Source organism: Roseibacillus persicicus (assembly GCF_014651675.1).
In the GTDB taxonomy this organism is placed as follows: Bacteria; Verrucomicrobiota; Verrucomicrobiia; order Verrucomicrobiales; family Akkermansiaceae; genus Roseibacillus; species Roseibacillus persicicus.
The window spans coordinates 212,848-234,050 of the sequence record NZ_BMXI01000002.1; the positions used below are offsets into that span (position 1 = coordinate 212,848).

Annotated in this window: 16 protein-coding genes; 5 read left to right on the forward strand and 11 right to left on the reverse strand. The window is 58.3% G+C overall.

Features of this window, described 5'->3' with window-relative positions; genetic code table 11:
- Positions 1-29 precede the first annotated feature (29 nt).
- The 3 genes from IE099_RS03185 to IE099_RS03195 form a co-directional block, all read right to left on the reverse strand.
- Positions 30-1,016: a DUF3500 domain-containing protein gene (locus IE099_RS03185; protein ID WP_189567286.1), complete on the reverse strand. Its 987-nt coding sequence runs from the start codon at positions 1,014-1,016 to the stop codon at positions 30-32.
- Positions 1,017-1,334: 318 nt separating this feature from the next.
- Positions 1,335-1,871 carry a lipocalin family protein gene (locus IE099_RS03190; RefSeq protein WP_189567288.1) on the reverse strand — a complete coding sequence of 179 codons (537 nt, stop codon included), beginning with the start codon at positions 1,869-1,871 and terminating at the stop codon, positions 1,335-1,337.
- 4 nt (positions 1,872-1,875) lie between these two features.
- Positions 1,876-3,042 carry a cysteine desulfurase family protein gene (locus tag IE099_RS03195; protein WP_189567290.1) on the reverse strand — a complete coding sequence of 389 codons (1,167 nt, stop codon included), beginning with the start codon at positions 3,040-3,042 and terminating at the stop codon, positions 1,876-1,878.
- A 103-nt stretch (positions 3,043-3,145) separates the two neighbouring features.
- Here IE099_RS03195 and IE099_RS03200 point away from each other — a divergent pair, with 103 nt between their 5' ends.
- A complete protein-coding gene (locus IE099_RS03200) occupies positions 3,146-3,364 on the forward strand; it encodes a hypothetical protein (protein WP_189567292.1) in 219 nt (72 codons plus the stop codon).
- Positions 3,365-3,453: 89 nt separating this feature from the next.
- On the opposite strand, the gene IE099_RS03205 is transcribed toward IE099_RS03200, so the two are convergent.
- Positions 3,454-4,404 (reverse strand): autotransporter domain-containing protein, encoded by a 951-nt coding sequence (locus IE099_RS03205; RefSeq protein ID WP_189567294.1) that lies wholly within the window; start codon positions 4,402-4,404, stop codon positions 3,454-3,456.
- A 161-nt stretch (positions 4,405-4,565) separates the two neighbouring features.
- Between IE099_RS03205 and IE099_RS03210 the strand changes: the two genes are divergently transcribed.
- Together IE099_RS03210 and IE099_RS03215 are read left to right on the forward strand one after the other, a co-directional pair.
- Positions 4,566-7,421 (forward strand): PSD1 and planctomycete cytochrome C domain-containing protein, encoded by a 2,856-nt coding sequence (locus IE099_RS03210; protein ID WP_189567296.1) that lies wholly within the window; start codon positions 4,566-4,568, stop codon positions 7,419-7,421.
- A gap of 9 nt (positions 7,422-7,430) precedes the next feature.
- Positions 7,431-8,858, forward strand: coding sequence for a DUF1501 domain-containing protein (locus IE099_RS03215; protein ID WP_189567298.1), 1,428 nt, complete (start codon positions 7,431-7,433; stop codon positions 8,856-8,858).
- Here the strand turns inward: IE099_RS03215 and IE099_RS03220 are convergent, their stop codons facing one another.
- On the reverse strand, positions 8,859-12,002 hold the full coding sequence (locus tag IE099_RS03220; protein WP_189567300.1) for a glycoside hydrolase family 2 TIM barrel-domain containing protein: 3,144 nt from the start codon (positions 12,000-12,002) through the stop codon (positions 8,859-8,861).
- Positions 12,003-12,258: 256 nt separating this feature from the next.
- Here IE099_RS03220 and IE099_RS03225 point away from each other — a divergent pair, with 256 nt between their 5' ends.
- Together IE099_RS03225 and IE099_RS03230 are read left to right on the forward strand one after the other, a co-directional pair.
- The gene (locus IE099_RS03225) at positions 12,259-13,656 is read left to right on the forward strand and encodes an alkaline phosphatase (RefSeq protein ID WP_189567303.1); all 1,398 of its coding nucleotides are present in this window, start codon (positions 12,259-12,261) and stop codon (positions 13,654-13,656) included.
- Between the two features lie 187 nt (positions 13,657-13,843).
- Positions 13,844-14,269, forward strand: coding sequence for a hypothetical protein (locus tag IE099_RS03230; RefSeq protein ID WP_189567304.1), 426 nt, complete (start codon positions 13,844-13,846; stop codon positions 14,267-14,269).
- 635 nt (positions 14,270-14,904) lie between these two features.
- On the opposite strand, the gene fabV is transcribed toward IE099_RS03230, so the two are convergent.
- Genes fabV through IE099_RS03260 form a run of 6 tightly spaced genes read right to left on the reverse strand, consistent with a single transcriptional unit; the run spans position 14,905 to position 21,098 of the window.
- Positions 14,905-16,089: an enoyl-ACP reductase FabV gene (fabV, locus tag IE099_RS03235; RefSeq protein ID WP_189567305.1), complete on the reverse strand. Its 1,185-nt coding sequence runs from the start codon at positions 16,087-16,089 to the stop codon at positions 14,905-14,907.
- 60 nt (positions 16,090-16,149) lie between these two features.
- Positions 16,150-17,100 carry a metal ABC transporter permease gene (locus IE099_RS03240; RefSeq protein ID WP_189567306.1) on the reverse strand — a complete coding sequence of 317 codons (951 nt, stop codon included), beginning with the start codon at positions 17,098-17,100 and terminating at the stop codon, positions 16,150-16,152.
- A gap of 1 nt (position 17,101) precedes the next feature.
- Positions 17,102-18,463 (reverse strand): metal ABC transporter permease, encoded by a 1,362-nt coding sequence (locus IE099_RS03245; protein WP_189567307.1) that lies wholly within the window; start codon positions 18,461-18,463, stop codon positions 17,102-17,104.
- 5 nt (positions 18,464-18,468) lie between these two features.
- On the reverse strand, positions 18,469-19,275 hold the full coding sequence (locus IE099_RS03250; protein WP_189567556.1) for an ATP-binding cassette domain-containing protein: 807 nt from the start codon (positions 19,273-19,275) through the stop codon (positions 18,469-18,471).
- A gap of 37 nt (positions 19,276-19,312) precedes the next feature.
- Positions 19,313-20,086 (reverse strand): transporter, encoded by a 774-nt coding sequence (locus tag IE099_RS03255; RefSeq protein WP_189567308.1) that lies wholly within the window; start codon positions 20,084-20,086, stop codon positions 19,313-19,315.
- Between the two features lie 28 nt (positions 20,087-20,114).
- On the reverse strand, positions 20,115-21,098 hold the full coding sequence (locus tag IE099_RS03260; RefSeq protein WP_189567309.1) for a metal ABC transporter solute-binding protein, Zn/Mn family: 984 nt from the start codon (positions 21,096-21,098) through the stop codon (positions 20,115-20,117).
- Between the last annotated feature and the right edge of the window lie 105 nt (positions 21,099-21,203).

Sequence of the window (21,203 nt, forward strand, 5' to 3'; positions counted from 1 at the left end):
GATGATGTTGGGCGTGATCGCCTTCAGAATCAGTGTGCATGGTCGAGGTGCTCTTTCAACACATTGCGGCCGAAGTCGCCGTCGAAGTCGCGCCACACCAGGTGGGCATGATTGGCTCCGTTTTGAATGTTGGCGTATTCGATGAGGAATTGGGGACTTTGGATTCGGAAGTAGTGAGCTTCTCCCGCATCAAACTCTCCCGCCCAGCCGAAGTAGGCTTCATTCAAGCTGTCGGTGGTGATGTTGAGGAAGTCTTTCCGTTGGGACGAGGCGATGAGCTGGGTCAAGACGAGGAACTCTTTTTTAGCTGCTTCGCCTAGTTCGGAGTAGGTGACGCCTTCGTTGTTCAACTTTTTGGCGACGCGGTCTTGGGCGCTGATGATTTCCTTGGGGGGCTCGTTGGTGAAGCGGACGTGCTTGCCTTCTTGGTGGAGCTTGCGTGCCAAGCTGCGGGCCGCGTCCTCGATCTTTCCGAGAGGGCGCATTCCCTTGTGGGGGCCTTCCCGGACCTCCGCCGGGTTGGTGCCGAAGAAGAAGGGGGTGGTCAGCACCACTTTTTCCTCCGCGATGGTGAAGTTGAGAGAGAGGTGATGTCCTTCGAAGCGCCAGCCCCACGGTTTCTCCGCGCTGGGAGTGCCGAAGATGGCGACGGTGTATTTGCCCGGATTGCGGTATTCGGATTGATTGCTTTTTTCGTAAAGCATCATCTCCTGTTGGATGACTTGCTTGGCGGTGGCATGGCCTTGGGCGGAAAGAGACTGTCCGAGCAATTCGTGGGCGGCCTTTTGCTGGGTTTCGTCCATGGCATCGAGACGCAATCCAGCGCGGTCGAGCGGGACGTAGTGCCAGTTCTCGCGCTCCTCATCGGTTAGGTCGAAAGTCGCCTTCTCCTTTTGCTCTTCGTTGAGTAGGCCCAAAAACTTCAGGGCCGAGGCCTTCACTTGAGCGCTTCCTACGGGAGTGTCCGCAAAAAGGGTCAAGGATCCCGACAACAACAAAAGACAAACAGCGCGCATCGTCATCCCGCCATCCAATCAGAAGCAGGGGTCGCACGACAAGGAGAATAGCGGGGCCCAATCGGGGGTGAGGGTGCTTGTTGGTTTTCTTTACTAATCGGGGGACTAATTACTGTGATTTTCAGCCGCAAAGAGGCGCAAAAATCGCAAAAACGAGAATGTGGAAGCTTCTGTCACTGGCGAGCGCTTTTGAATTCTTCGGTGCTCTGATTTTTGTGGCCCCTTCGCGCATTTTTGCGGCTAAAGAATCCCAACCTTTTTACGCTTAGGCGTCCACGTCAAAATGGGGAGGGGCTGGAGGCGATTCGGAAAGGAGAGCTACTCCATTCGCTTAGGATTCCAGTAGATGTCCCCGGTCGCGTAACCCAGGTCTGCGGCAATCTTCAGGAAGGGGGCAAAATCGTCTTTGGTGTCCTTGGCATTCTTCGAAAGTACCCAGAGAAAGTTCTGATTGGGCGAACCAACCAAGGCCTTCCGATAGTCGTCGGTCAGGGCGAGGACCCAGTAGTCGCCAGCGAAGAGGCTGGCGGGGAAAGGGTCGAAACGGACTTTAAGTCTTCCCGGTTGTTTGGGGTCAGGCACGGTGGCTGCTCCCTCGATGGAGGTCTTTTCGCCATCAGCTTTGAGACCGTCATTGGTCACTTTGAGACTGCCGTCTTTCTGGAGGGCGTAGGTTGCCTTGGCCGCCACGAGGTCTTTCTCGAAGCGGTTGGGCAAGCGACCGACCTCATGCCATTCGCCGGCATACTTGGCTGGTTCCAGGCGGACGACAGTGGGCTGCTCGATACCGCTGCCACCGCAGGAGGTGAGGATGGTGGCGATGGCGAGTAAGGGGAGGATGAGGAGTGATTTCATAGTTTTAACGATAGACTTGAACGGGACCTGTGAGCGGAGACTGGATGGCGCGCAGCTTCTTGACCGCCTTGGCGATTGCGTTGGCCGCGGTGTCGATTTCTTCCCGCGTCGTGAAGCGGGAGAGGGAAATGCGGAGGGATGACTTGGCGCGCTCGTCGCTGAAGCCCATCGCCTTTTGGACATGAGAGGGCTGCTGTTTGCCGGTCATGCAGGCGGAGCCGGTGCTGACTTGCACTCCGGCTTCGTCGAGCAGAATCATCAGGCCCGCACCCTCGCAGTGGTCAAAGGAGACGTGGCAAATGTTCCCCGCCCGGTGCTCGCGCGAGCCGTTGAGGTGAACGCCTTCGATCTCGGATGAAAGGCGCTTTTCCAAGTGATCACGCAGCTCGGAAATTTGAGAGTTCCCGGAATTCATAGCGAGCTCGGCGGCTTTGCCCAAGCCCACGATGTAGGGCACGTTCTCGGTTCCGGAGCGGTGCGTGCCCTCCTGTCCGCCGCCGCGCAGCAGGGGCTCGAGGCGGAAGCCGTTGCGCAGATAGAGAGCACCCACTCCCTTGGGAGCATAGAGCTTGTGCCCGGAGATGGAGAGCATGTCGACGGGCACCGCGCGCACGTCGACGGGGACCTTGCCCACGGCCTGAATGGCGTCGGTGTGGAGCACGGCCTTCTTTTCCTTCAAAAGAGCGCAGGCCTCGGCGATGGGTTGGGTGACCCCGGTCTCGTTGTTCGACCACATCAGGGAGGCGAAGGTGGGAATGTCGGCATCGAGGTGTTCCGCCAGCTCCTCCAAGTCGAAGCGCCCGTCTTCGTGAACTCCGATAGTGCGGGTCTCGAAGCCGACCGCGGCCATGGCCTCGATGGGGCGCAGCACGGCGGAATGCTCGATGGCGGAGGTGAGGACCCGTGATTTTTTCCGCCCAATCAGGCGGGCGAGAGACTTCAGCGCCGTGTTGTTAGACTCCGTCCCACAGGAAGTGAAGATGATTTCGTCGGGACGCGCGTTGATGAGAGTCGCGACCTGTTCCCGGGCGGTGGCGAGGGCGTTTTTGACAGGCTTGGATGCTCGATAGCCGGAGGAGGGATTGTGAAAGTGGTCCGTTAGAAAGGGCATCATCGCCTCCAGGACCTCGGGGTGAACCGGAGTGGTGGCGTTGTTATCGAGGTAAATCATGCCGGAAGATTAACCCCGAAGATCGCGGAGAGCACGAAGGATTTTTGAGTCTTTGGCCAGAGACTGGTTGTGTCGTGGTCGGGCCTTCAGTAGCCTGATGGCGATGGAATCGACATTATATCTACTCCCCGGAGTAGGGCTGGGCGTGCTCACGATCTGGAGTCTGGTCACGCGGTCTGTCTTGCTTCCGATTCCTGCCCTTTTCGACCATGGGCTTCGGGTGGAGGAGAACGAGTCGCCGAAGCTCTTTTGGTTTTTCACCACTCTTTACGGAAGCCTCGGGGTGACTTTCCTCATTCTTTTTGTGATGGGTTCTTTTTGAAGGTAAATACAGAAAACCCGTGCCCTTGGTTCACAAGAGGCACGGGCTCTGACTCAACAGTTTATCGTTCCAATGAAAACAGTATCCCGTCAGAATTTGTAGACCGCATCCAGGGTGAAGCGGTCCTTGGTGATGTTGTCTTCTTCATCACTCAAAGCGAATTCGTAGCAAAAACCTAAAGAGAAGTTGTCGTTCAGCTTGCTGCGGAAGCCGACTCCGAGGGTCACGTAGTCCTCCGAACTGCCTGCGCCCCAGTTGAGTAGGTCCGCGCCTTCGGATGGCGCCACTACTGGGACCACTCCGCCCGCCTGACTGGAAAACGCCGCGTTGCCAGCGCCTTCGTCAAAGACGTAGAACCAGTTGAGTTCCACCAAGGGGATGAACCAAGGGTGGACCTCGTAGCTGAGGTGGGCGCTCAGGAATCCTTGGGTGGAAAAGTCGTCGTCCAAGGGGATTTGAATTCCGGTGCCCGCCGCAAACTGCAGGGCGTCCCAAGCTTTGACGGTTTGGAGGGTGAGGTTGATGTTGCCATCGCCGTCTCCTTGGAAGACCTCGTCGCTTCCCCATGGGAATTCGAACATCGCACTGACGCTGGCGGCGAAGGCGTTGGCGGGGTCGTAGATGAACGCGTATTTCAGTCCGCCGCCGATGTTGGCAGAGCCTTCTTCCTCGGAAAAGACAGCGGTGTTGTCGGGATTGAAGTCCACGTAGCCGTCCTTCATCGCCACGATGGAGAGGCGTTCGGTGAGGGCGTATTCGAACTGCAAGGCGTAGAGCTGGAGGTCGCCGCCGAAGTCGATTTGTCCTCCCCCAGCGAGATTGAGCTGGTTCGGAAATTGGTGGTGCATCGCGATGAAGTGCAACTGGGTCCGGGGCACCGCGAGGTCGAACAAGGTCGGGTTCGTCATGGGACGAATCAGGCCGGAGAAGGCATCGGCGTCGCCTGTGAGGGGGGTGAGGGCGGGTGCTTCCACGAAGTCCAGAGAGCCCGCGCCTGCTACCCCGGCGAGGGCGAGGCTGAGGAGTGTTGTCGTTTTCATAGCGTGTTTACTTGTCACGGAAAACAGCATGCCTGAGTTGACGAATTCTGGCTCGGCAGGGCTTGGGAAGGACTGCGCAAATTTTGCTTTTCATGCGTTTTTGACGATTTTGAGCACAAAATAGGCAGGAAAGTCGATTTTGCGGACGTAGTTCTGCTGAAGTGAAGAAAGCGACATCCTTATCCATCCTTCTGATTGCCCCCGCATTGATGGGGCAACCTAGCGATGCTGAACTGGAATTCTTTGAGCGTGAGGTGCGTCCGGTGCTGGCGAACTCTTGCTACGAGTGTCACAGCGTGGAGGCCAAGAAGGTGAAGGCCGGGTTGTGGCTCGACTCGCGCGCAGCCATTCTCGAAGGAGGCGACAATGGTCCCGCGATTGTGCCTGGTGATCCCGAGGCCAGCTTGCTGATCGAGACCATTCGCTATCAGAATGTCGAGCTCGAGATGCCGCCCAAAAGCAAGTTGGCGGACAATCAAATTGCCGCTTTGGAAAAGTGGGTGGAGATGGGGGCGCCCTGGCCAGAGGAAGAGGTGAAGGTCGACGCTCGCAAAAAAGCATTCGATCTGGAAGCCCGTCGCGCGGAGCACTGGTGCTGGCAGCCGCCGGTCCACCGGGCCACTCCGGAGGTTCAGCAGACTGACTGGCCGCTCAATCCGGTGGACTCCTTCATCTTGGCCAAGTTGGAGGAGGGGGGGCTGAAGCCTGCTCCCGATACCGATCGGCGCTCATGGATTCGGCGAGTGACGTTCGACCTCATCGGCTTGCCTCCTTCTCCGGAAGAGGTGAAAGATTTTCTAACAGATGAAGATGAGGGGGCTTTTGAGCGTGTGGTGGAGCGCTTGTTGGCATCGCCTCATTACGGGGAAAAGTGGGCTCGTCACTGGATGGACCTGATGCGTTATGGAGAGGGCTATGGTCACGAGTTCGATTACTCTATTCCGCACGCCTGGCGCTATCGCGATTACCTGATTCAGGCCTTTAACGAGGACGTGCCTTACGATCAGTTTCTGATCGAACACGTGGCAGGAGATCAGATCGAGAAGCCCCGGGTCGATCCCGAGAGCGGGATCAATCAATCCCTGGTGGCGACTGGTTCCTGGTGGTTGGGTGAATCCGTCCATGCGCCCACCGATGTGCGGGGTGACGAGGTCTTGCGGATGGACAACCAGATCGACGTTTTTTCGAAAAGCTTCCTCGGCTTGACGGTCTCCTGTGCCCGTTGTCACGATCACAAGTTCGATGCCATTTCGACCGCTGACTTCTATGCCCTGGCTGGCTTTCTCCAAAGCAGCAGGCGCACCGAGGCTCTGATGGATCCGCATGGGAAGATCGCGGCCGGAGTGGCGCAGTTGGAGCAGATTCAGAGTGAAGCTTCCCACCTTCTAGAGGATGCTGGCATTTTCGACCTGCCGCCAGGATCGCCCGACGCCATCGCCAATTTCGATGGCGGGCTGCCGGCGGGATGGTCGACGGAAGGATTTGCCTTTCCCTCTGCTCCAACCAGTTCTATCGCTGTCGCTCTTGGGGACGCGGAGAATCCGATCGTTCCCCGGGGAGTGGTTCACAGCGGATTGTTAGCGGATAGGCTCAGTGGCTACTTGCGTTCACCCACCTTCACCCTGACCGAGCCGGAGATTCACCTTCGCGTGGCGGGCAAAGGCAACGTTTCAGCCCGTGTGGTCATCGATGGATACTATATGCATAGTTTCCACCAGCTCCTCTTCGGAGGAACCATCCTACAGAGCTCGGCCTTGGATACGGGCGGGAAGTATGAGTGGAAGACCCTGGGAGGAGATCTTCGCAAGTATGTCGGTCATCAGGTATACCTCGAATTCGAGGACAAGGGCGAGGGATACCTGGCCATTGATGAGGTCAGCTATGGGCGGGCGGAACATTCCTCTTTCAATCTCTTGGTTCCCGACCGCTTCGATGCCAGTTCTTTGCAACCCTATCAGAAAAAGGCTGCCGCGATTGCAGAAGGCCTGCCCAATGCGGTGCGGACTCTTGCGCTAGTCGACGGTACTCCCGAGAATGATTATGTCCACATCAGGGGGAGCCACCGGAGTCTGGGGGACGAGGTCACCCGGCGAGGACTGTCCGCCTTGGATGGAGAAGAACTCTCGGTGCCTTCGGATGCCAGTGGGCGATTGCAACTGGCAAAGAGCTTGGTCAGCGGAGGACATCCACTGACCGCCCGCGTCTACGTCAATCGCCTTTGGCACTATTTATTCGGGGTCGGCATCGTGCCCTCGGTTGATGACTTCGGGGTGATGGGGCAGGAGCCGAGCCACCTCGAACTGCTCGATTGGCTGGCCCTTGATTTTGCGGAAAAAGGTTGGTCGACCAAAGAGATGATCCGCCAGTTGGTTCTCTCCCGAACCTATCGTCAATCCTGTGTGGCAGATCCCGCGAACTCTCCTTCTTTGATCGAACAAGTGGACCCCTCCAACATTCTTTTGCACAAGGCTCGCGTGCGACGCTTGCCCGCGGAATCGATTCGCGATTCGATCTTGTCTGTCTCGGGAACTCTCAATCCCAAAGTGGGTGGAGGCAGTGTTCCGGTCTATCTCACTTCCTTCATGGAAGGACGCGGGATGCCGCAGAGCGGGCCGCTGGATGGAGGGGGGAGGCGTAGTCTCTATCTGGCGATCAAGCGCAACTTTCTCTCGCCCTTTGAAGCTGCCTTTGATCGCCCCATTCCCTTCACGTCGATTGGCCGTCGTAGTGTCTCCAATGTGCCCGCCCAGTCTCTTACGCTCATGAACGATCCCTTTGTGATTCAGGAAGCAGCCCGCTGGGGAAAGCAATTGTTAGAGGTGTCGGGCGAAGACAGAATTGCGCGCGCCTTCGAGCAGGCCTTTGCCAGACCTCCTTTGGAAGTCGAGGTTGAGGTCTTTCGGGAATTCCTGACAACCCAGCAGGAGAGCTATCAATGCGGGCCGGATGACGAGCGGTTGTGGGCCGACTTTTGCCACCTGTTGATCAACAAGAAGGAATTCATTTATCTCAAATAGTTTTAAGTTATGCATTGCAATCGATTCACCGCGAGACCCATCACCAGGCGAGAGCTCCTGCAACAGGGAGCGCACGGCATTGGCGCGGTCGCGTTGGCCAGCCTCATGAATGATCGGGCCTTTGGCGCGCAAGGAGGGACAGGCTTGCAACAACTGCCTCATTACCCGCCCAAGGCGAAGAATGTGATCTTTCTCTACATGGATGGCGGGCCTTCCCACATCGACACCTTCGACTACAAGCCCGCGCTGGAGAAATACAACGGACGCAATGCCTCGGAGGTGATGGGCAAGCTGGAGCCGACCCAGTTTGACAACGTGGGAACCATCATGGGCTCTCCCTGGGACTTCAAGCAACATGGTGAAAGTGGGCACTGGGTGAGCAGTCTCTTTCCCCATGTGGCCAAACATGCTGACAAGTTGGCAGTCATCAAATCCTGCACCTCCCTCTTTTCGGAGCACACCGCTGCCAATTACTTTCTCCACACGGGATCGGGCCTGCAAGGACGTCCCAGCATGGGAGCGTGGGTGGGCTACGGCTTGGGTAGTAGTAATCAGAATTTACCGGGCTTCGTGGTGCTCAATGGCGGTCTCATTCCGCCGGGCGGCTTGGACAACTTCAACTCCAGCTTTTTGCCAGCAACCTATCAGGGTTCGATCTTCAAGGCAGGAAAGGAACCGCTGGCGAACATTGTCCCCATGGAGGAAAAGTCCGTCCTGCAAAGAAACAAGCTGGATGCCTTGCGTTCGCTGGATGACCTGGCCGCAGGGCACTTCAATCGGGATCGAGCCATTGAGGCCGCAGTGGCCAATTACGAGACGGCCTTTCGCATGCAAACGGCAGTTCCCGACCTGATGGATCTCCGGGGAGAGAGCGAAGCCACCCGTCGTCTCTATGGTCTGGAGGACCCCTATGATAAGACGCAAATCTTTGGCCGGCAGTGCCTGGTGGCGCGGCGCCTGGTGGAGCGCGGGGTGCGCTTTGTCGAGCTGACTTGTCCCGATGTCGGCGGTGACCGTTGGGACCAGCACAGTGAACTGCGCGAAGGGCATGAGAACAATTGCAAGGCCGTTGATCAGCCCATCGCCGGCTTGTTGACAGACCTGCAGGCCCGGGGTCTGTTAGAGGATACTCTAGTAGTTTGGGCGGGCGAGTTCGGACGCACTCCTTTCGCGCAAGGGGCCAATGGACGCGATCACAACCCCTTCGGTTTCACCGTGTGGATGGCTGGCGGGGGAGTGAAGGGCGGAGTCTCCTATGGCGAGACCGACGAGTTCGGTTACAAGGCGGTGCAAGATCGGGTCGAGATGCACGACCTGCACGCCACCATCCTCTACCTTCTGGGTCTGGAACACGAGAAGAGCACCTTCCGCTTCGGTGGGCGCGACATGCGCCTCACCGATGTGCACGGCCGGGTCATCAAGGAGATATTAGCCTGACTAGAAGCTAATCTCGAATTCGAGTTCTTTGCCGAAGGACTCCAGGCGATACTTGTCCAAGGGTAGCGCCTTGGGCGTCCACGAGTTGTCACCGCCGACGCCCATTTGTCGCTTGTCCAAGTTGACGGTCCAGTAGCCGGCTTCAGTCAAGTCCGTGGGATGGTCGGCCGCTCCCAGGACTTCTTCGGTGTAGGGCCAAATTGAGAAGTCAAAATGGGGTTGTGAGCGGAAAGTAACTTCGGGGAGCTGCTGTCCAGTGAGGGTGAGAAAGCGAACGTCGGCCCGGTTTCCACTTTCCTGAGGGCGGGCGTAATCGTAGCGCAGCTCGGCGAGCGGGGCCTTGTTTAGCTCGAGAGGGGTTCCCGACTTGCGGTCCCAGTAGGTCTCGGTGCGGCCGCGGCCATAGTAGGTGGCTTGCTGGTAGTTCTGCACCAGTCCCATGGTGATTCCGAGGCGAGGGAGGAGACTGTCGAGATTCTCTCTCTTCAGTTTCAGGCGGGTAGTGAGGAGTCCGTTGTCGGTGACAAGGTATTCAACCGTCAAGGTGCTCTGAACAGTGGGCAGTTCATACTGCACGCTAACGCCTGACGCCGTCTTCGCAACCGAGACGACTTTTGCTTCCGCAAGTGCTCCTTTCCATGGGAATTGTGGCAGTCTCTCGAACTTGGGTGCAACGCTTTGTCGGTCGTTGTCAGTCCAGACACGCCAGAAGTGGGGCTTCAGTGGTGCGGCGAGGAGTTCCTTCCCTCCACGATTGATGGAGGTGACGAAGCCGGTCTTTTTCGAAACCTGATAGAGGTTGTTGGAAGCTGAGAACTGAATGGAGTCGCCAGCTTCATCGAAGTCAATCTCCTGAGAAGGCGACTGGGGGCTGGGAGTGTTGCCCTCGAGCACCGCTTCGTCAAAGGCGATGAGGTGACCGGCTGGAGCCCAGCTGGTGGGAGCCTTGAGGCTCCAAGTGACGCGAGCGACGATTTCGCCAGTTCCTTCAGAGAGGGGTTTGGGTGAGGGGAGGGTCGCTTTGGCACCGGGCTCGATGCGGGGCAGGTCGATCTTTTGACTGGAAAAGACGACTCCATCGGCAAGGTGCTCGATGGTCGCTTCCAAGTGATCGAGGGTGCTGAAGAAGTGCCGGTTCTCGACTTCCATGGTGGAGGGATCCTTCCAGCTGACGGTGACGGGCTGGTGAGCCTTTTTCAGTTCCCAGGTTGCCGGCTTGGCGTTGCCTTCGGAATCAACAATGCCATTGATGCAAAAGTTCTTGGTGTTGGGGGTGTCGCCAAAGTCCCCTCCGTAGGCGAGAAAGGACTCTCCTTTTTCATTCTTCTTCCAAACTCCTTGGTCACGGTAGTCCCAGACGAAACCGCCGACCAGACGAGGCTCGCTGCGAATGAGTTCCCAATATTCAGCGAAGTTGCCGAGTGAGTTGCCCATTGCGTGGGAGTATTCGCAGGGGATGATGGGGCGGTTGCCGTTCTCATTCTCCAACATGGCGCGCAGCTCCTCGACGCTGGGATACATCCGGCTGACAACATCCACCCAGTCGGGGTCGTAGGGGTTGCCGTTGTAACGCACGGTTTCGTTGTAGCTCTCTTTATCATTCTGCGGGATGAAGTCGGGATGGAAGGGATCGGAGGACGCTCCTTCGTAGTGGATCAGTCGGGTCGGGTCGGCTTCCTTCATCCAACCTGCCATGGCCGCGTGATTGGGGCCTTGTCCACTCTCGTTGCCGAGTGACCACATGATGATGGAGGGGTGGTTGCGGTCGCGCTCCACCATGCGCAAGCCCCGGGTGAGGAAGGCGGAAGCCCACGCTGCCTGATTGGTCAAGAGGCCCCGCACCCCATGGGACTCCACATTGGCTTCGTCGCAGACGTAGAGGCCATGAATGTCGCAGAGTTCGTAGAAATAGGAGTCGTTGGGATAGTGGGCGGTTCGCACGGCGTTCATATTGAAGCGCTTCATCATCAGGACATCCTTCTCCAAGTCCGCTCGCGAAACCGCTTTTCCCTCGGTGGGGCTGTGGTCGTGGCGATTCACTCCGTAGAGCAGGACGGGCTGTCCGTTGATGAGCAACTCCCCTTGTTTGCTAGTGGAGATTTCGCGAAAGCCAATCCGCAGTGAGGTCGCCTCGATGAGCGTCTCCCCCTGACGCAAGGAAAGCACCAGAGTATAGAGGTTGGGATGTTCCGCAGACCAGAGCTTGGGGGCGTTGATGGGGATGCGGATGAGGTTGCCGAAACTGAGATTTTCCCGCTGGGGATACCATTCGGAGGCGATGCTCTTGGCTCCGAGCTCGGACTTGGCAACCTCCGTTCCCTCCGCATCGAGGAGGCGACTGTGAAACTTGATTTCGTCCCAGTTAGATTCTGTTAGGTTGCTCAGGGAGGGGCGAATCTCGAGGTCCCAGTTCTCCCCGTCCTGCCGAATGGTGCGAGTGGCGACATTGGCGATGCTTTGTTTGGGGCGGGCGAGTAGGAGAACCTCGCGGTGGATTCCGCTCATGCGCCAATGGTCTTGGTCTTCCAGATAGGATCCGTCGCTCCAGCGCCAGACCTGCACGGTCAGCTTGTTGCCGGCGGGCTTGGCAAAGGCTGTGATGTCGAACTCGGAGGGCAGGCGAGCATCCTCCGCATAACCGACAAACTGATCGTTGACCCAGACCCGATAGGCGGAAGTGACTCCGCCAAAGTGAAGAACCACCTGTTGGTCGGCATAGGCCGCGGGCAGGTCGAACTCGCGCTGATAGACCCCTACCGGATTGTCCTCTCCGTCGATGAAGGGCGGATTGACTGGGAAAGGGTATTCGCTGTTGGTGTAGATGGGAGTTCCGTAGCCGCGCATTTCCCAGTTGGCTGGGACATCAATGGTTTCCCATGCGGGGGAGAAATCGGCGGTGCCGACGCTGGCGGGAACATCGGCAGGTTTGGGATACCAGGCGAAGCTCCACTGCCCGTTCAAGCTGGTGTAGCGGCTTGATTGCTCGCGGTCCAAAGTTTCCGCCTTGGTTTCATCGGCATAGGAATAGAGAGCCGCCCGCGCCGGCAGACGGTTAAGCGCCGAGATTTCGGGATCCTGCCACGCATTGAATTCGGCCGCGAGAGGAATGCTGGTTAGAAGGGCTGCAAGAGGGACAAGTCTCATCTTGGGATGATGTTGCCCAGGCGGGGACTTGTGAAGAAAAGTCGTTCCGGGACCATTTCGGTGGATCTACAACCATTTGTTGACTATTTTGACACACGTTCAGGCTTTGGTTTTGCATCCGCGAGTCCAGAGTCGCGGGCGGCGGCTTCACGTCTTACGGCCCAATCACCTGAGGGTCGGAAGTTCCTGACAGTTCGTCTCGGAGAGGCACGTTTTCTCTCTCTTCGATCCACCTTTTAGAATCAGCACCACCAACATGAAGCTCAACCGTCGTCAACTCCTCCAAGCCAGTCTCACCGCAGGGGCAGGAAGCCTGTTTTTTTCCCAATCATCGAAGGGACAGAGCGAGCCCAAGCCGGTGCGCCCCAAGGGCATCGTCTTCATGGTTTCGGATGGCATGAGCCAGGGGGTGCTGCCTTTGACGGAAGCTTTTTCCCAACAAATCCGCGGAACAGGAACGGCCTGGTGGCAATTGCTGCAGGAGCCCAACGCGGTGCTGGGATTGATGGACACCCCGTCTTCCAATTCCCTCGTGACCGATTCGGCCGCTGCTTCCACCTCCTGGAGTGCCGGAAAACGCGTCCCCAATGGTCAGATTTGTGTGGATGAAAAAGGCGCGAGCCTCGAGTCCATCGGGGAGACCCTCGCGAAGGAAAAGGTGCGTCTCGGTCTCGTCACCACAGCGCGGGTGACGCACGCCACCCCGGCAGGTTTCGCCACCAACTCGCCCAACCGCGATGACGAGGACTTTATTGCTCCGCAGTTCATCAATCGGGCGGAAATCGTCTTGGGCGGGGGTTCCGCGCACTTCGATCCCAAGAGACGCCGCGACAAGAGAGACATCTTTGGCGAATACCGGAAGGCTGGCTACGAGGTCCTGGGCAATCGCGACGAGTTTCTCAAGGCGGGGAACGGCAAGCTCTTGGGCACCTTTTGGAAAGGTCACTTGCCCTACACCATCGACCAAAAGCATAGTAAGAGCCTGCAAAAGACCGTCCCCACCCTGGCGGAGATGACGACCGTGGCTCTCGAACGTTTTCTGCAAGGCGACCAGCCATTTCTCCTGCAGGTGGAAGGCGCTCGCATCGACCATGCGGCCCATGCCAACGACATCGGCGGCATCCTCCATGACCAGTTGGCCTTCGATGATACCGTGGCTAAGGTTTTGGCGATGGTCGGTGACCGCGACGATATCCTGGTGGTGATGACCAGTGACCACGGGAACTCCAACCCCTCTCTCAACGGAGTGGGGGCCCGCTATGCGCAAACCAACAAGCACTTTGCTCGCATCGCAGGCCTGAAGTCTTCCCACGAGAACCTCATTTCGAAGTGGAAAAAGAATCAGGGAGGCCTCCAGAAGTGGCAGGCTTTCGTGATGGAGAACTACGGATTCAAGCCCAGTGCCGAAGAAGCGGAAGCCGTGCTGGATTCCATCGCAGGGAAAGAAATCGTGGAATGGAGTCACCAGCTCGACAACCCCCAGGGATTGATGGGGCAGATGGTTGGCAACTATACCAGCACCGGTTGGACCGGCATCAGCCACACCGCCGACCCCACCCAGTTGACCTCGGTAGGACCAGGCGCAAGCGAGTTCGCTGGGTTGGTGCGCAACGACAGCGTGCGCGAGAAACTCTTGAACCTACTATTGGGATAGTAGGTTTCGGCCGAAGGCGAGAGGTTGGTGAGAGCGCTCTCAACCTGCTGCTAGGCTCACTTCTTTTGTGTGCCGCAGACCCTCCACTGAAGCTCTAGAGTGACGACCATGATTGAAACGGGAGCTTGAAGATATGCGTGGCTCGGTCGGTCTGAAAAGAAGTGAGAGTCTTTGGACTCTTCTGGGTATGACCCAAAAGTACCGTGCGGAAATCGAAAGCGATGAGGGCGGCTTCACGATTCACTGGACCCAGAATCTGACAAATCGGAATACGAACTACGAACTTCGTGGGATGGACGGGGGATTGCAACGGTGCGCTCTTTTGTTCGACGGTTCAACCTATCGCATGAATCTGTCGCTTCGAAGTGGTCGGTTTTTGGAGTATCAAGTGGACACCTCGGGCAGCGCGTTATTCCGAACCCGAGATGACGAGGTTTCCACGGCTATAAGGGTGACAGGGAACAAGCGCACTTACTTGATCGACGACATGAAATTCGAGCACGCGGATTACCAATCAAATATGAGATTCCAGTGCTCTCCAGATCGCTTGAGTCAAGCAGCCTTCGTGGCCAACCTCCTTTTCAATCCGCCGCTGCTCAATCAGGATAGCTAACAAGTTTCTACCTGCCAAGTGAGTGGTGGCATTCCGTCCGACGCTCTCATTCGGTGGGGAGAGGCGGACTATTTCTTTAACCCCAAAAGTGACCCTTTGAGCCCCACCTTCATTGACATGCCGATCGGATGCTGGTAACGCTCATTGAGGTCTTCTGGGCGTGCCGTTCGAGAGGATAAAGACGTTCGAATACGAATGATAGCGTTAGTGAAAGAACACCCGATTTGGTTCGGCTTGATACTTCTCACCACGATCTGTTCCTTAAGGTTGGCCATTGGCTTGTGGGTGCTCCCTCAGCACAAGGAATCCAGTGTGGCGAAGCGTCTATTTTGGACTGTCGCAGTCCTCTTTCCTTTCTCTGGGCCGATGTTTTACTTGGCGTTCTATCGGCTCCCTACGAGACACCGACACGGAGGAGCATCGGTCAATAGTGATGCTTTTTACGGCGGTGGTCATTTGTGAAAAACGAGCTCTGGCGTGATTCGTGCCGAGAGCGTGTTTCGCTGGAGCTTAGAATTCTCCGCTGGGCAACTCCAGACCGAAAGGCATAAAAAAGCCGAGAAGTTGCGAAGGGGACAGGCTGGATGGGCTTGTGGGCTTCGCTGTTTTCGCGGCTTGGGAAGGGGTTTTCGGCCTTAGTTGGGCAGGGGACGCAGGGTCTCGGTTTCGGCGTCGTAGTCGATGCCTTCGAGCCCGAAGCCGAAGAGCTTTAGGAACTCCTTCTGGTAGCCGGCGAAGTCTGTTTCGCTGGCGAGCTTTTCGGTGGAGATGCTTTCCCAGACTTTGAGTACGGCGGCTTGCACGTCTTCTTCCATTTCCCAGTCGTCGATGCGGATGCGGCCTTTTTCGTCGAGCTTGGGTCCGTCTGCCGAACAGTAGTGGTCGGTGAAGAGGCGCTGAATCTGTTCGATGGTGCCCTCGTGGTTGCCCTTTTCCTTCATGATTTTATAAAGGATGGAGATGTAGAGCGGGACGACGGGGATGGCGGAGCTGGCTTGGGTGACGAGGGCTTTGTTGACGGAAACAAGAGCGGTCTTTTCGCCGAACTGGTCGTTCATGGCGGCCGCGGTTTGTTCGAGGTGCTCTTTGGCCCGTCCGATGGTTCCGTCGGTGTAGACGGCCCAGGTGATTTCCGGTCCGATGTAGGAGTAGGCCACGGTCTGGAAGTTGTCGGCGAGGACTCCGGCCTCCTGCATGGCGTCGATCCACATCTTCCAGTCTTCGCCGCCCATCACTTTGACGGTGTCGGCGATTTCCTGTTCGGTGGCGGACTCGATGGAGACCTCTTCCACGGTGCCTTTGTCGGTATTGAGAGTGTGCTGGGTGTAGGTGTCGCCGGTGGGCTTGAGCACCGAGCGGTAGGTCTGGCCATCGGTGGGGTCGGTGCGGCGGGGGGAGGCGAGGGAGTAGACGACCATGTCGACCTGCCCGAGGTCCTCTTTGATGGCGGCAATGACCTGCTCCTTCATCTCGTTGGAGAAGGCGTCGCCATTGAAGCTGCGGGCGTAGAGACCCTCGGCCTTGGCTTTTTCCTCGAAGGCCACGCTATTATACCAACCGGGGGAGCCGGGCTTGGCCTCGGTGCCTTCTTTCTCGAAAAAGACTCCCATGGTCGCTGCGCCCCCTCCGAAGGCGGGCACGATGCGGGAGGCGAGGCCGTAACCGGTGGAGGAGCCAATCACGAGGACCTTCTTGGGCGCGTTCTGGAGCGCGGGCTGGCTCTTTACATAATCGATCTGCTCCTGCACGTGGGCAGCGCAGCCATCGGGGTGCGAAGTGGTGCAGATGAATCCACGGATTTTCGGCTTCAGAATAGGCATAGGCGGGGGACTTTGAGCGAGCGGGAGGGCTTTTGCAAGCATAGGGCGGTCCCCGGGGCGCTATCGGCTGGCCGTGGGGCGGGCCTTCTTTCCCTGACTGGGGAGGTCCGGCAGATCGGTGCGTTTGTGGAAGAATTGCGCCACCAGTCCCGTGCGGGGAGCCACGATCCAGACGATGAGAAAGAGGAAGCCGGCCGCGGTGGCCATCATGCCGGAGGTGTTGGTATCCTGAAAGCCGAACCAAGTGGGCACCGTGATGGCTCCGAGGTGTCCGAGGAAGGCGGAGCTCGCCCCAAAGAGGCAGGCCAAAAGGAGCACCAGCCCCAGTCGATGGGTCAGCAGGAGGGCGGTGGCGGCGGGAACGATGAGCATGGCGATGACGATCACACTGCCCACGGCTTCGAAGGCCGCCACGGTGGTGACCGCGACCATGACCATGAGAAGGTAGTGGAGAAAGTGGGAGGAAAACCCGAGGGTGTCGGCGAGCCCCGAGTCGAAGGCGCTGAGACGGAACTCTTTGAAAAGAGCGACAATAATCCCGAGATTGAGAAGAAAGACGATCCCCGAGACCAAGGTGGCGCGGGGGACGAGGTAGCCGAAGAGGGTCACGGTATCGAGGGGGGTGAGCTCGATGGCTCCGTAGAGAACACAGCTGGGATCGAGGTCCACCTTGTCGGCGGCGGATCGAATCAAGACCAGGCCGAGGGCGAATAAGGTGGTGAACACAATGCCCATGGCCGCTCCTTGATCGACATTGCCCAGTCGGGTGATCCATTGGGTAAAGACGGCGGTGAGCACGCCCACCACGGCCGCTCCCAGAAACATGGTCAAGCTGGCGCGGGAGCCGGTGACGAGAAAGGCGGTCGCGAGCCCGGGAAGCACGGCGTGGCTGATGGCGTCGCCCATCATCGACATCTTGCGGAGCACGAGGAAGCAACCGGGCAGGGCGCAGGCCATGGCGCAAAGTGCTCCGGTGAGCACGATCCAACTGTCTTCGGGTATCCAGGTCATCTTAGTGGTTGGGGATGGTGTGGGGGCTGGGCGGCATGGCGATCCAGGCCTCGCGCTCGCGAAGCACGCGTTCCAGTTCGAGCACCAACTCGGGCTCCAAAACGTGCTCGACCATATCGGCATCGCGGTCCACATGGCTGGGGGCGATGTCGGCGTGGGTGATGAGGTAGGCTTCCCAAAGCCGGTGATTGCGGGTCACGCGGGCGGCTTCGCCAAAGCCGGCCTCGCTGAGCAAGACGGTGCCGTCGGGTCGCAGGGTGAGGTGCTCGAGCTTTTGCTCGGCGCGCAAAGTCTTGTGGAGAGAACGGCGGGACCAGGTTCTTTTCGCCAACAGGGTCTCACTGCGGAACGGCTTGTTGTCGACCAGATGCGCGCCGGGGCTTTCGTGATGCTCGTGGTCGCACTGAGTTTCCAGAATCTCGTAAGCGGCGCGTAGCACGTGTTGGCGCGCGACCTTGTGGCGCAGGCGGCGTTGACGCAGGGAGCGTGGAACGACTCCCCGGGCGGGGGCAAAGAGCATGCTGGCAATGAAGAGAGCGGCAGCCACCAGCACGATGAGAGCTCCGGCGGGGAGGTCCTGATAGAGAGCGCTCACGGTCGCACCCAGCCATCCGCTCAAGGCCCCAAAGACGCCCGAGAGAATGGCCATGTGGGAGAGGTTGTTGGTCCAGAAGCGGGCGGTGGTGGGGGGAGTGATGAGAAAGGCGATGATGAGAATCAGGCCCACCGACTGCAGCCCGATGACGGTGACTGCGGTGACGAGTCCCAGCAACGCGATGTCCAGCCACAGCGCGGGCCAACCTTGGGAGGCGGCAAAGCCGTCGTCGAAACAAAGGAGGGTGAACTCTTTAAAAAGGAGAATGGTGGTCAAACAGATAGCGACCGAAACCACCGCGATCAGGATGAAGTCGGAGAGAATGATGGAGGCGGGCTTGCCGTAGATGAAGGACTCCAGGCCAGCGGCACTGACCCCGGGAATCTCCTGCACCATGGTTAGCAGGGCGATGCCGAGCCCAAAGAAAACCGAGAGCACCAGCCCCATCGCGACATCGTCGCGCAGTCTGGTGGTGTGGCGAATGGCCAGCATCAGCAAGACCCCGAGGACCCCGGAGATGGAGGCCCCCGCGAGCAGGACGGGCAGGGATTTGCCATCGAAGCCCCAGCTCGTCATCAGCCCGAAGGCGATGGCGATTCCCGGCAAGGTCGCGTGCGAAAGGGCGTCGCCCATGAGGGAGCGCTTGCGCAGCAGGAGAAAGGAACCAACCAAACCAGTCGCTATACCCAAAATGGTGGTCGAGAGAACCACCACGCGGGTGTTGTAGTTTTGGAGGGACAGGATTTCCCAAAGATCGGAAAGGTTCATCGCTGCTATTTGCCGATCGATTGCAGGGCTTGCACTGCTTGGTTGAGGAGGTTGAGTTGTCCGCCGTAGGTTTTCTCAAGATTCTCCGGGGTAAAGATTTCCGCGGTGGGTCCCGAGGCCACGACCCGCATATTGAGAAGGATGACCCAGTCGAAGTATTTGGCCACGGTGGCGAGGTCGTGATGGACCACGAGGCAGGTCTTGCCCTGGCTATTGAGCTCCTGCAGCAGCTTGACGATGGCTTGCTCGGTCGCGGCATCGACTGCGGCGAAGGGCTCGTCCATGAAGTAGAGTTGCGCATCCTGCGCGAGGGCGCGGGCGAGAAAGACCCGCTGCTGCTGACCGCCGGAGAGCTGGGAAATCTGACGGTCGGCGAGGTCGCCGATTCCGACCTGCTCCAGAGCGTGGCGGGCGAGGTCGCGCTCCTTTTTCCCCACCCGCTTCAGCCAGCCCAGCTTGCGGTAAGTGCCCATCGCCACCACGTCGAGCGCGCTGACCGGGAAGTCCCAGTCCACGCTTTCGCGCTGCGGCACATAGCCCACGAGGTGGCGCTGGTTCTTGTAGGGCTCACCATAGATGGCCACTTCGCCCGAGGTGCGGGGGATGAGCTCGAGGCAGGCTTTCAGCAAAGTGGATTTGCCGGCTCCATTGGGACCGACGATGCCCACGAGCTTGCCATCGGGGATGTCCAGATCAACATCCCACAGCACCGGCTTGCGATGATACGCCACGGTGAGATCGTGCACCGAGAGGGGATGGCCGGCCGGGTGGTCGGACAGGTTCTCGACCGCCGCATCTCCGGCGGGGGACATTTTCTTAAAGATGCGATTCATCGGGGCTGGGTGGTGGTTAGAGCCGGAGGGTGAATCCGGTAAAGAGCGAAAGGTCTTCCGCAGAGGAGTTGAGCCCGAATTGGGCGCCGAGGTCCAGCACGAGATTTTCGTGCACGGTATAGGTCAGCCCGCCTCCGAGGTAGGCTTCGTAGTGATCCTCGGTCACGATGCCAACATATTCGGTAAAGGCTCCGAGCCGCTCCGTGAGGTCGAAACCCAGGACGGCGCTGTGGAGAAACTCCGGCTCGTGGTCTTGCGAGTCCTCGTCGAACACGTAGTCGAACTCCGCCATCAGCCCGAGTCCAACCCCGTTGTAGAGAGTGGTGCCGTAGGGAACAATCAGTCCGCCTTCCCACTCGTCATTGCTCAGGTCGCCGCCGGTCGGGATTTTGACAAAGGGAAAAAGGGCAAGGGAGGAGTCCCCGCCATCGTTCCCCCAAAGGTTGTGCTTGTAGCGCAGGGTGAGGTCGCCGAAGCCACTGCTGCCGCCCCCGGTGCCGAGGTCTTCGCTGAGGTAGGAGTCGAAGACGAACTGCAGGTCCGAGTGGTCGGTGAGGCCCAGTTTGAAATTGATAGCACCAAAGAGGTGGCTCTCGTCGTCATCGTTCTTCGCGAAGTTGTAGAGGCTGGCTTCGATCTGGATGTGTCCGGCATCCACCGTGATGGCGCTCTCGGTGGCGTCGGGCCGATCGGCGGACAGCTCGCGCATTTGGTCGGAAGGGACCGGGTCGAAGAGGTTGAAGCCGCAGAGAGTCGGAGTGAGCAGGGCAGTTGTTAGAAAAGCTTTCATAAGTGTTTTGTTGTTCTGGTTTGTTAGCTTATTGGCTAGAGAGCTTTCCGTTTAATCCTTTCGCAGGCGCCGTGCCACCGAGGGCACGGGTGATGGTGGTGACGTTGTGGTCAATCATGCCGAGGTAGGTGCCTTCGTAGGTGCCGGTCGGACCCATGGCGTCAGAGAAGAGTTTGCCCCCAATCCGGACCTGATGTCCCCTGGCCTTGGCGCCTTCGAGAAGGGCCTTCACGTTTTGGTCGGAGACTGAACTCTCGACAAAGACGGCGGGAATCTTTCGCTCCACGAGGTAGTTCACGAGGTTCTCGATGTCCTTAACCCCCGCTTCCGATTCGGTGGAGATGCCTTGGATTCCTTTCACTTCGATTCCGTAAGCGCGCCCCAGATAGCCAAAGGCGTCGTGGGCGGTGACGAGCACGCGCTGACCGGGTGGAATGGTGGCCAGTGATTCGCGGGCATACTGGTCGAGGGCTTCGAGTTCCTGCGAGAGGGCTTGCGCGTTCTGCGAGTAATTCTCGGCGTGCTTCGGATCGAAGGCGCTCAACTCGTCGGCGACGGTGGTGACTGTGGTCAGCCATCCGGAAACGTCCATCCAGACGTGAGGGTCGGGGTGGGCGGTTCCTCCCATGAGATAATCATTTTTTTTCTGCAAGTCGCGGGTGATGGCCACCACCGGTTTGCCTCTTTTCCCCATTTTCATCAAGGTGTCCTCCATTTTCCCTTCCAGTTTGAGACCGTTGTAGAAGATGACGTCCGCGCCGCTAAGCGCAACCAGGTCGCTGCGGGTGGGCTTGTAGAGGTGAGGGTCGATTCCTTCTCCGATGAGGCCCGTGACCTCCACGTGTTCGCCACCAACCTGGCGGACGAGGTCAGTGATCATCCCCGTAGTTGCGGTGATTGGGACGGGATACTGCGACGGTCCAGTGTTCCCTGTTTGTTCTGCTTTCCGACATTGGGATAGCAAAAGGAGGGAGGCGAGTGCCGCGATGAGCGATGTTGTTTTCTGAAGCATGCCCGAGTATTAGCCTTGGCTAATTTTAATAGCAAGGAAAAACTTTCACCGTTGACTGGGCTTTGATTCTTCTAAATTAGGTTTTAGCTGTTGTTCAAAAAACGT

Bases quoted from the DNA above. Each gene is read 5' to 3' on its own strand.
- IE099_RS03185 (WP_189567286.1), bottom strand. From the start codon at position 1,016: ATGCGCGCTGTTTGTCTTTTGTTGTTGTCGGGATCCTTGACCCTTTTT.
- IE099_RS03190 (WP_189567288.1), bottom strand. From the start codon at position 1,871: ATGAAATCACTCCTCATCCTCCCCTTACTCGCCATCGCCACCATCCTC.
- IE099_RS03195 (WP_189567290.1), bottom strand. From the start codon at position 3,042: ATGATTTACCTCGATAACAACGCCACCACTCCGGTTCACCCCGAGGTC.
- IE099_RS03200 (WP_189567292.1), top strand. From the start codon at position 3,146: ATGGAATCGACATTATATCTACTCCCCGGAGTAGGGCTGGGCGTGCTC.
- IE099_RS03205 (WP_189567294.1), bottom strand. From the start codon at position 4,404: ATGAAAACGACAACACTCCTCAGCCTCGCCCTCGCCGGGGTAGCAGGC.
- IE099_RS03215 (WP_189567298.1), top strand. From the start codon at position 7,431: ATGCATTGCAATCGATTCACCGCGAGACCCATCACCAGGCGAGAGCTC.
- IE099_RS03220 (WP_189567300.1), bottom strand. From the start codon at position 12,002: ATGAGACTTGTCCCTCTTGCAGCCCTTCTAACCAGCATTCCTCTCGCG.
- IE099_RS03225 (WP_189567303.1), top strand. From the start codon at position 12,259: ATGAAGCTCAACCGTCGTCAACTCCTCCAAGCCAGTCTCACCGCAGGG.
- IE099_RS03230 (WP_189567304.1), top strand. From the start codon at position 13,844: ATGACCCAAAAGTACCGTGCGGAAATCGAAAGCGATGAGGGCGGCTTC.
- fabV (WP_189567305.1), bottom strand. From the start codon at position 16,089: ATGCCTATTCTGAAGCCGAAAATCCGTGGATTCATCTGCACCACTTCG.
- IE099_RS03240 (WP_189567306.1), bottom strand. From the start codon at position 17,100: ATGACCTGGATACCCGAAGACAGTTGGATCGTGCTCACCGGAGCACTT.
- IE099_RS03245 (WP_189567307.1), bottom strand. From the start codon at position 18,463: ATGAACCTTTCCGATCTTTGGGAAATCCTGTCCCTCCAAAACTACAAC.
- IE099_RS03250 (WP_189567556.1), bottom strand. From the start codon at position 19,275: ATGTCCCCCGCCGGAGATGCGGCGGTCGAGAACCTGTCCGACCACCCG.
- IE099_RS03255 (WP_189567308.1), bottom strand. From the start codon at position 20,086: ATGAAAGCTTTTCTAACAACTGCCCTGCTCACTCCGACTCTCTGCGGC.
- IE099_RS03260 (WP_189567309.1), bottom strand. From the start codon at position 21,098: ATGCTTCAGAAAACAACATCGCTCATCGCGGCACTCGCCTCCCTCCTT.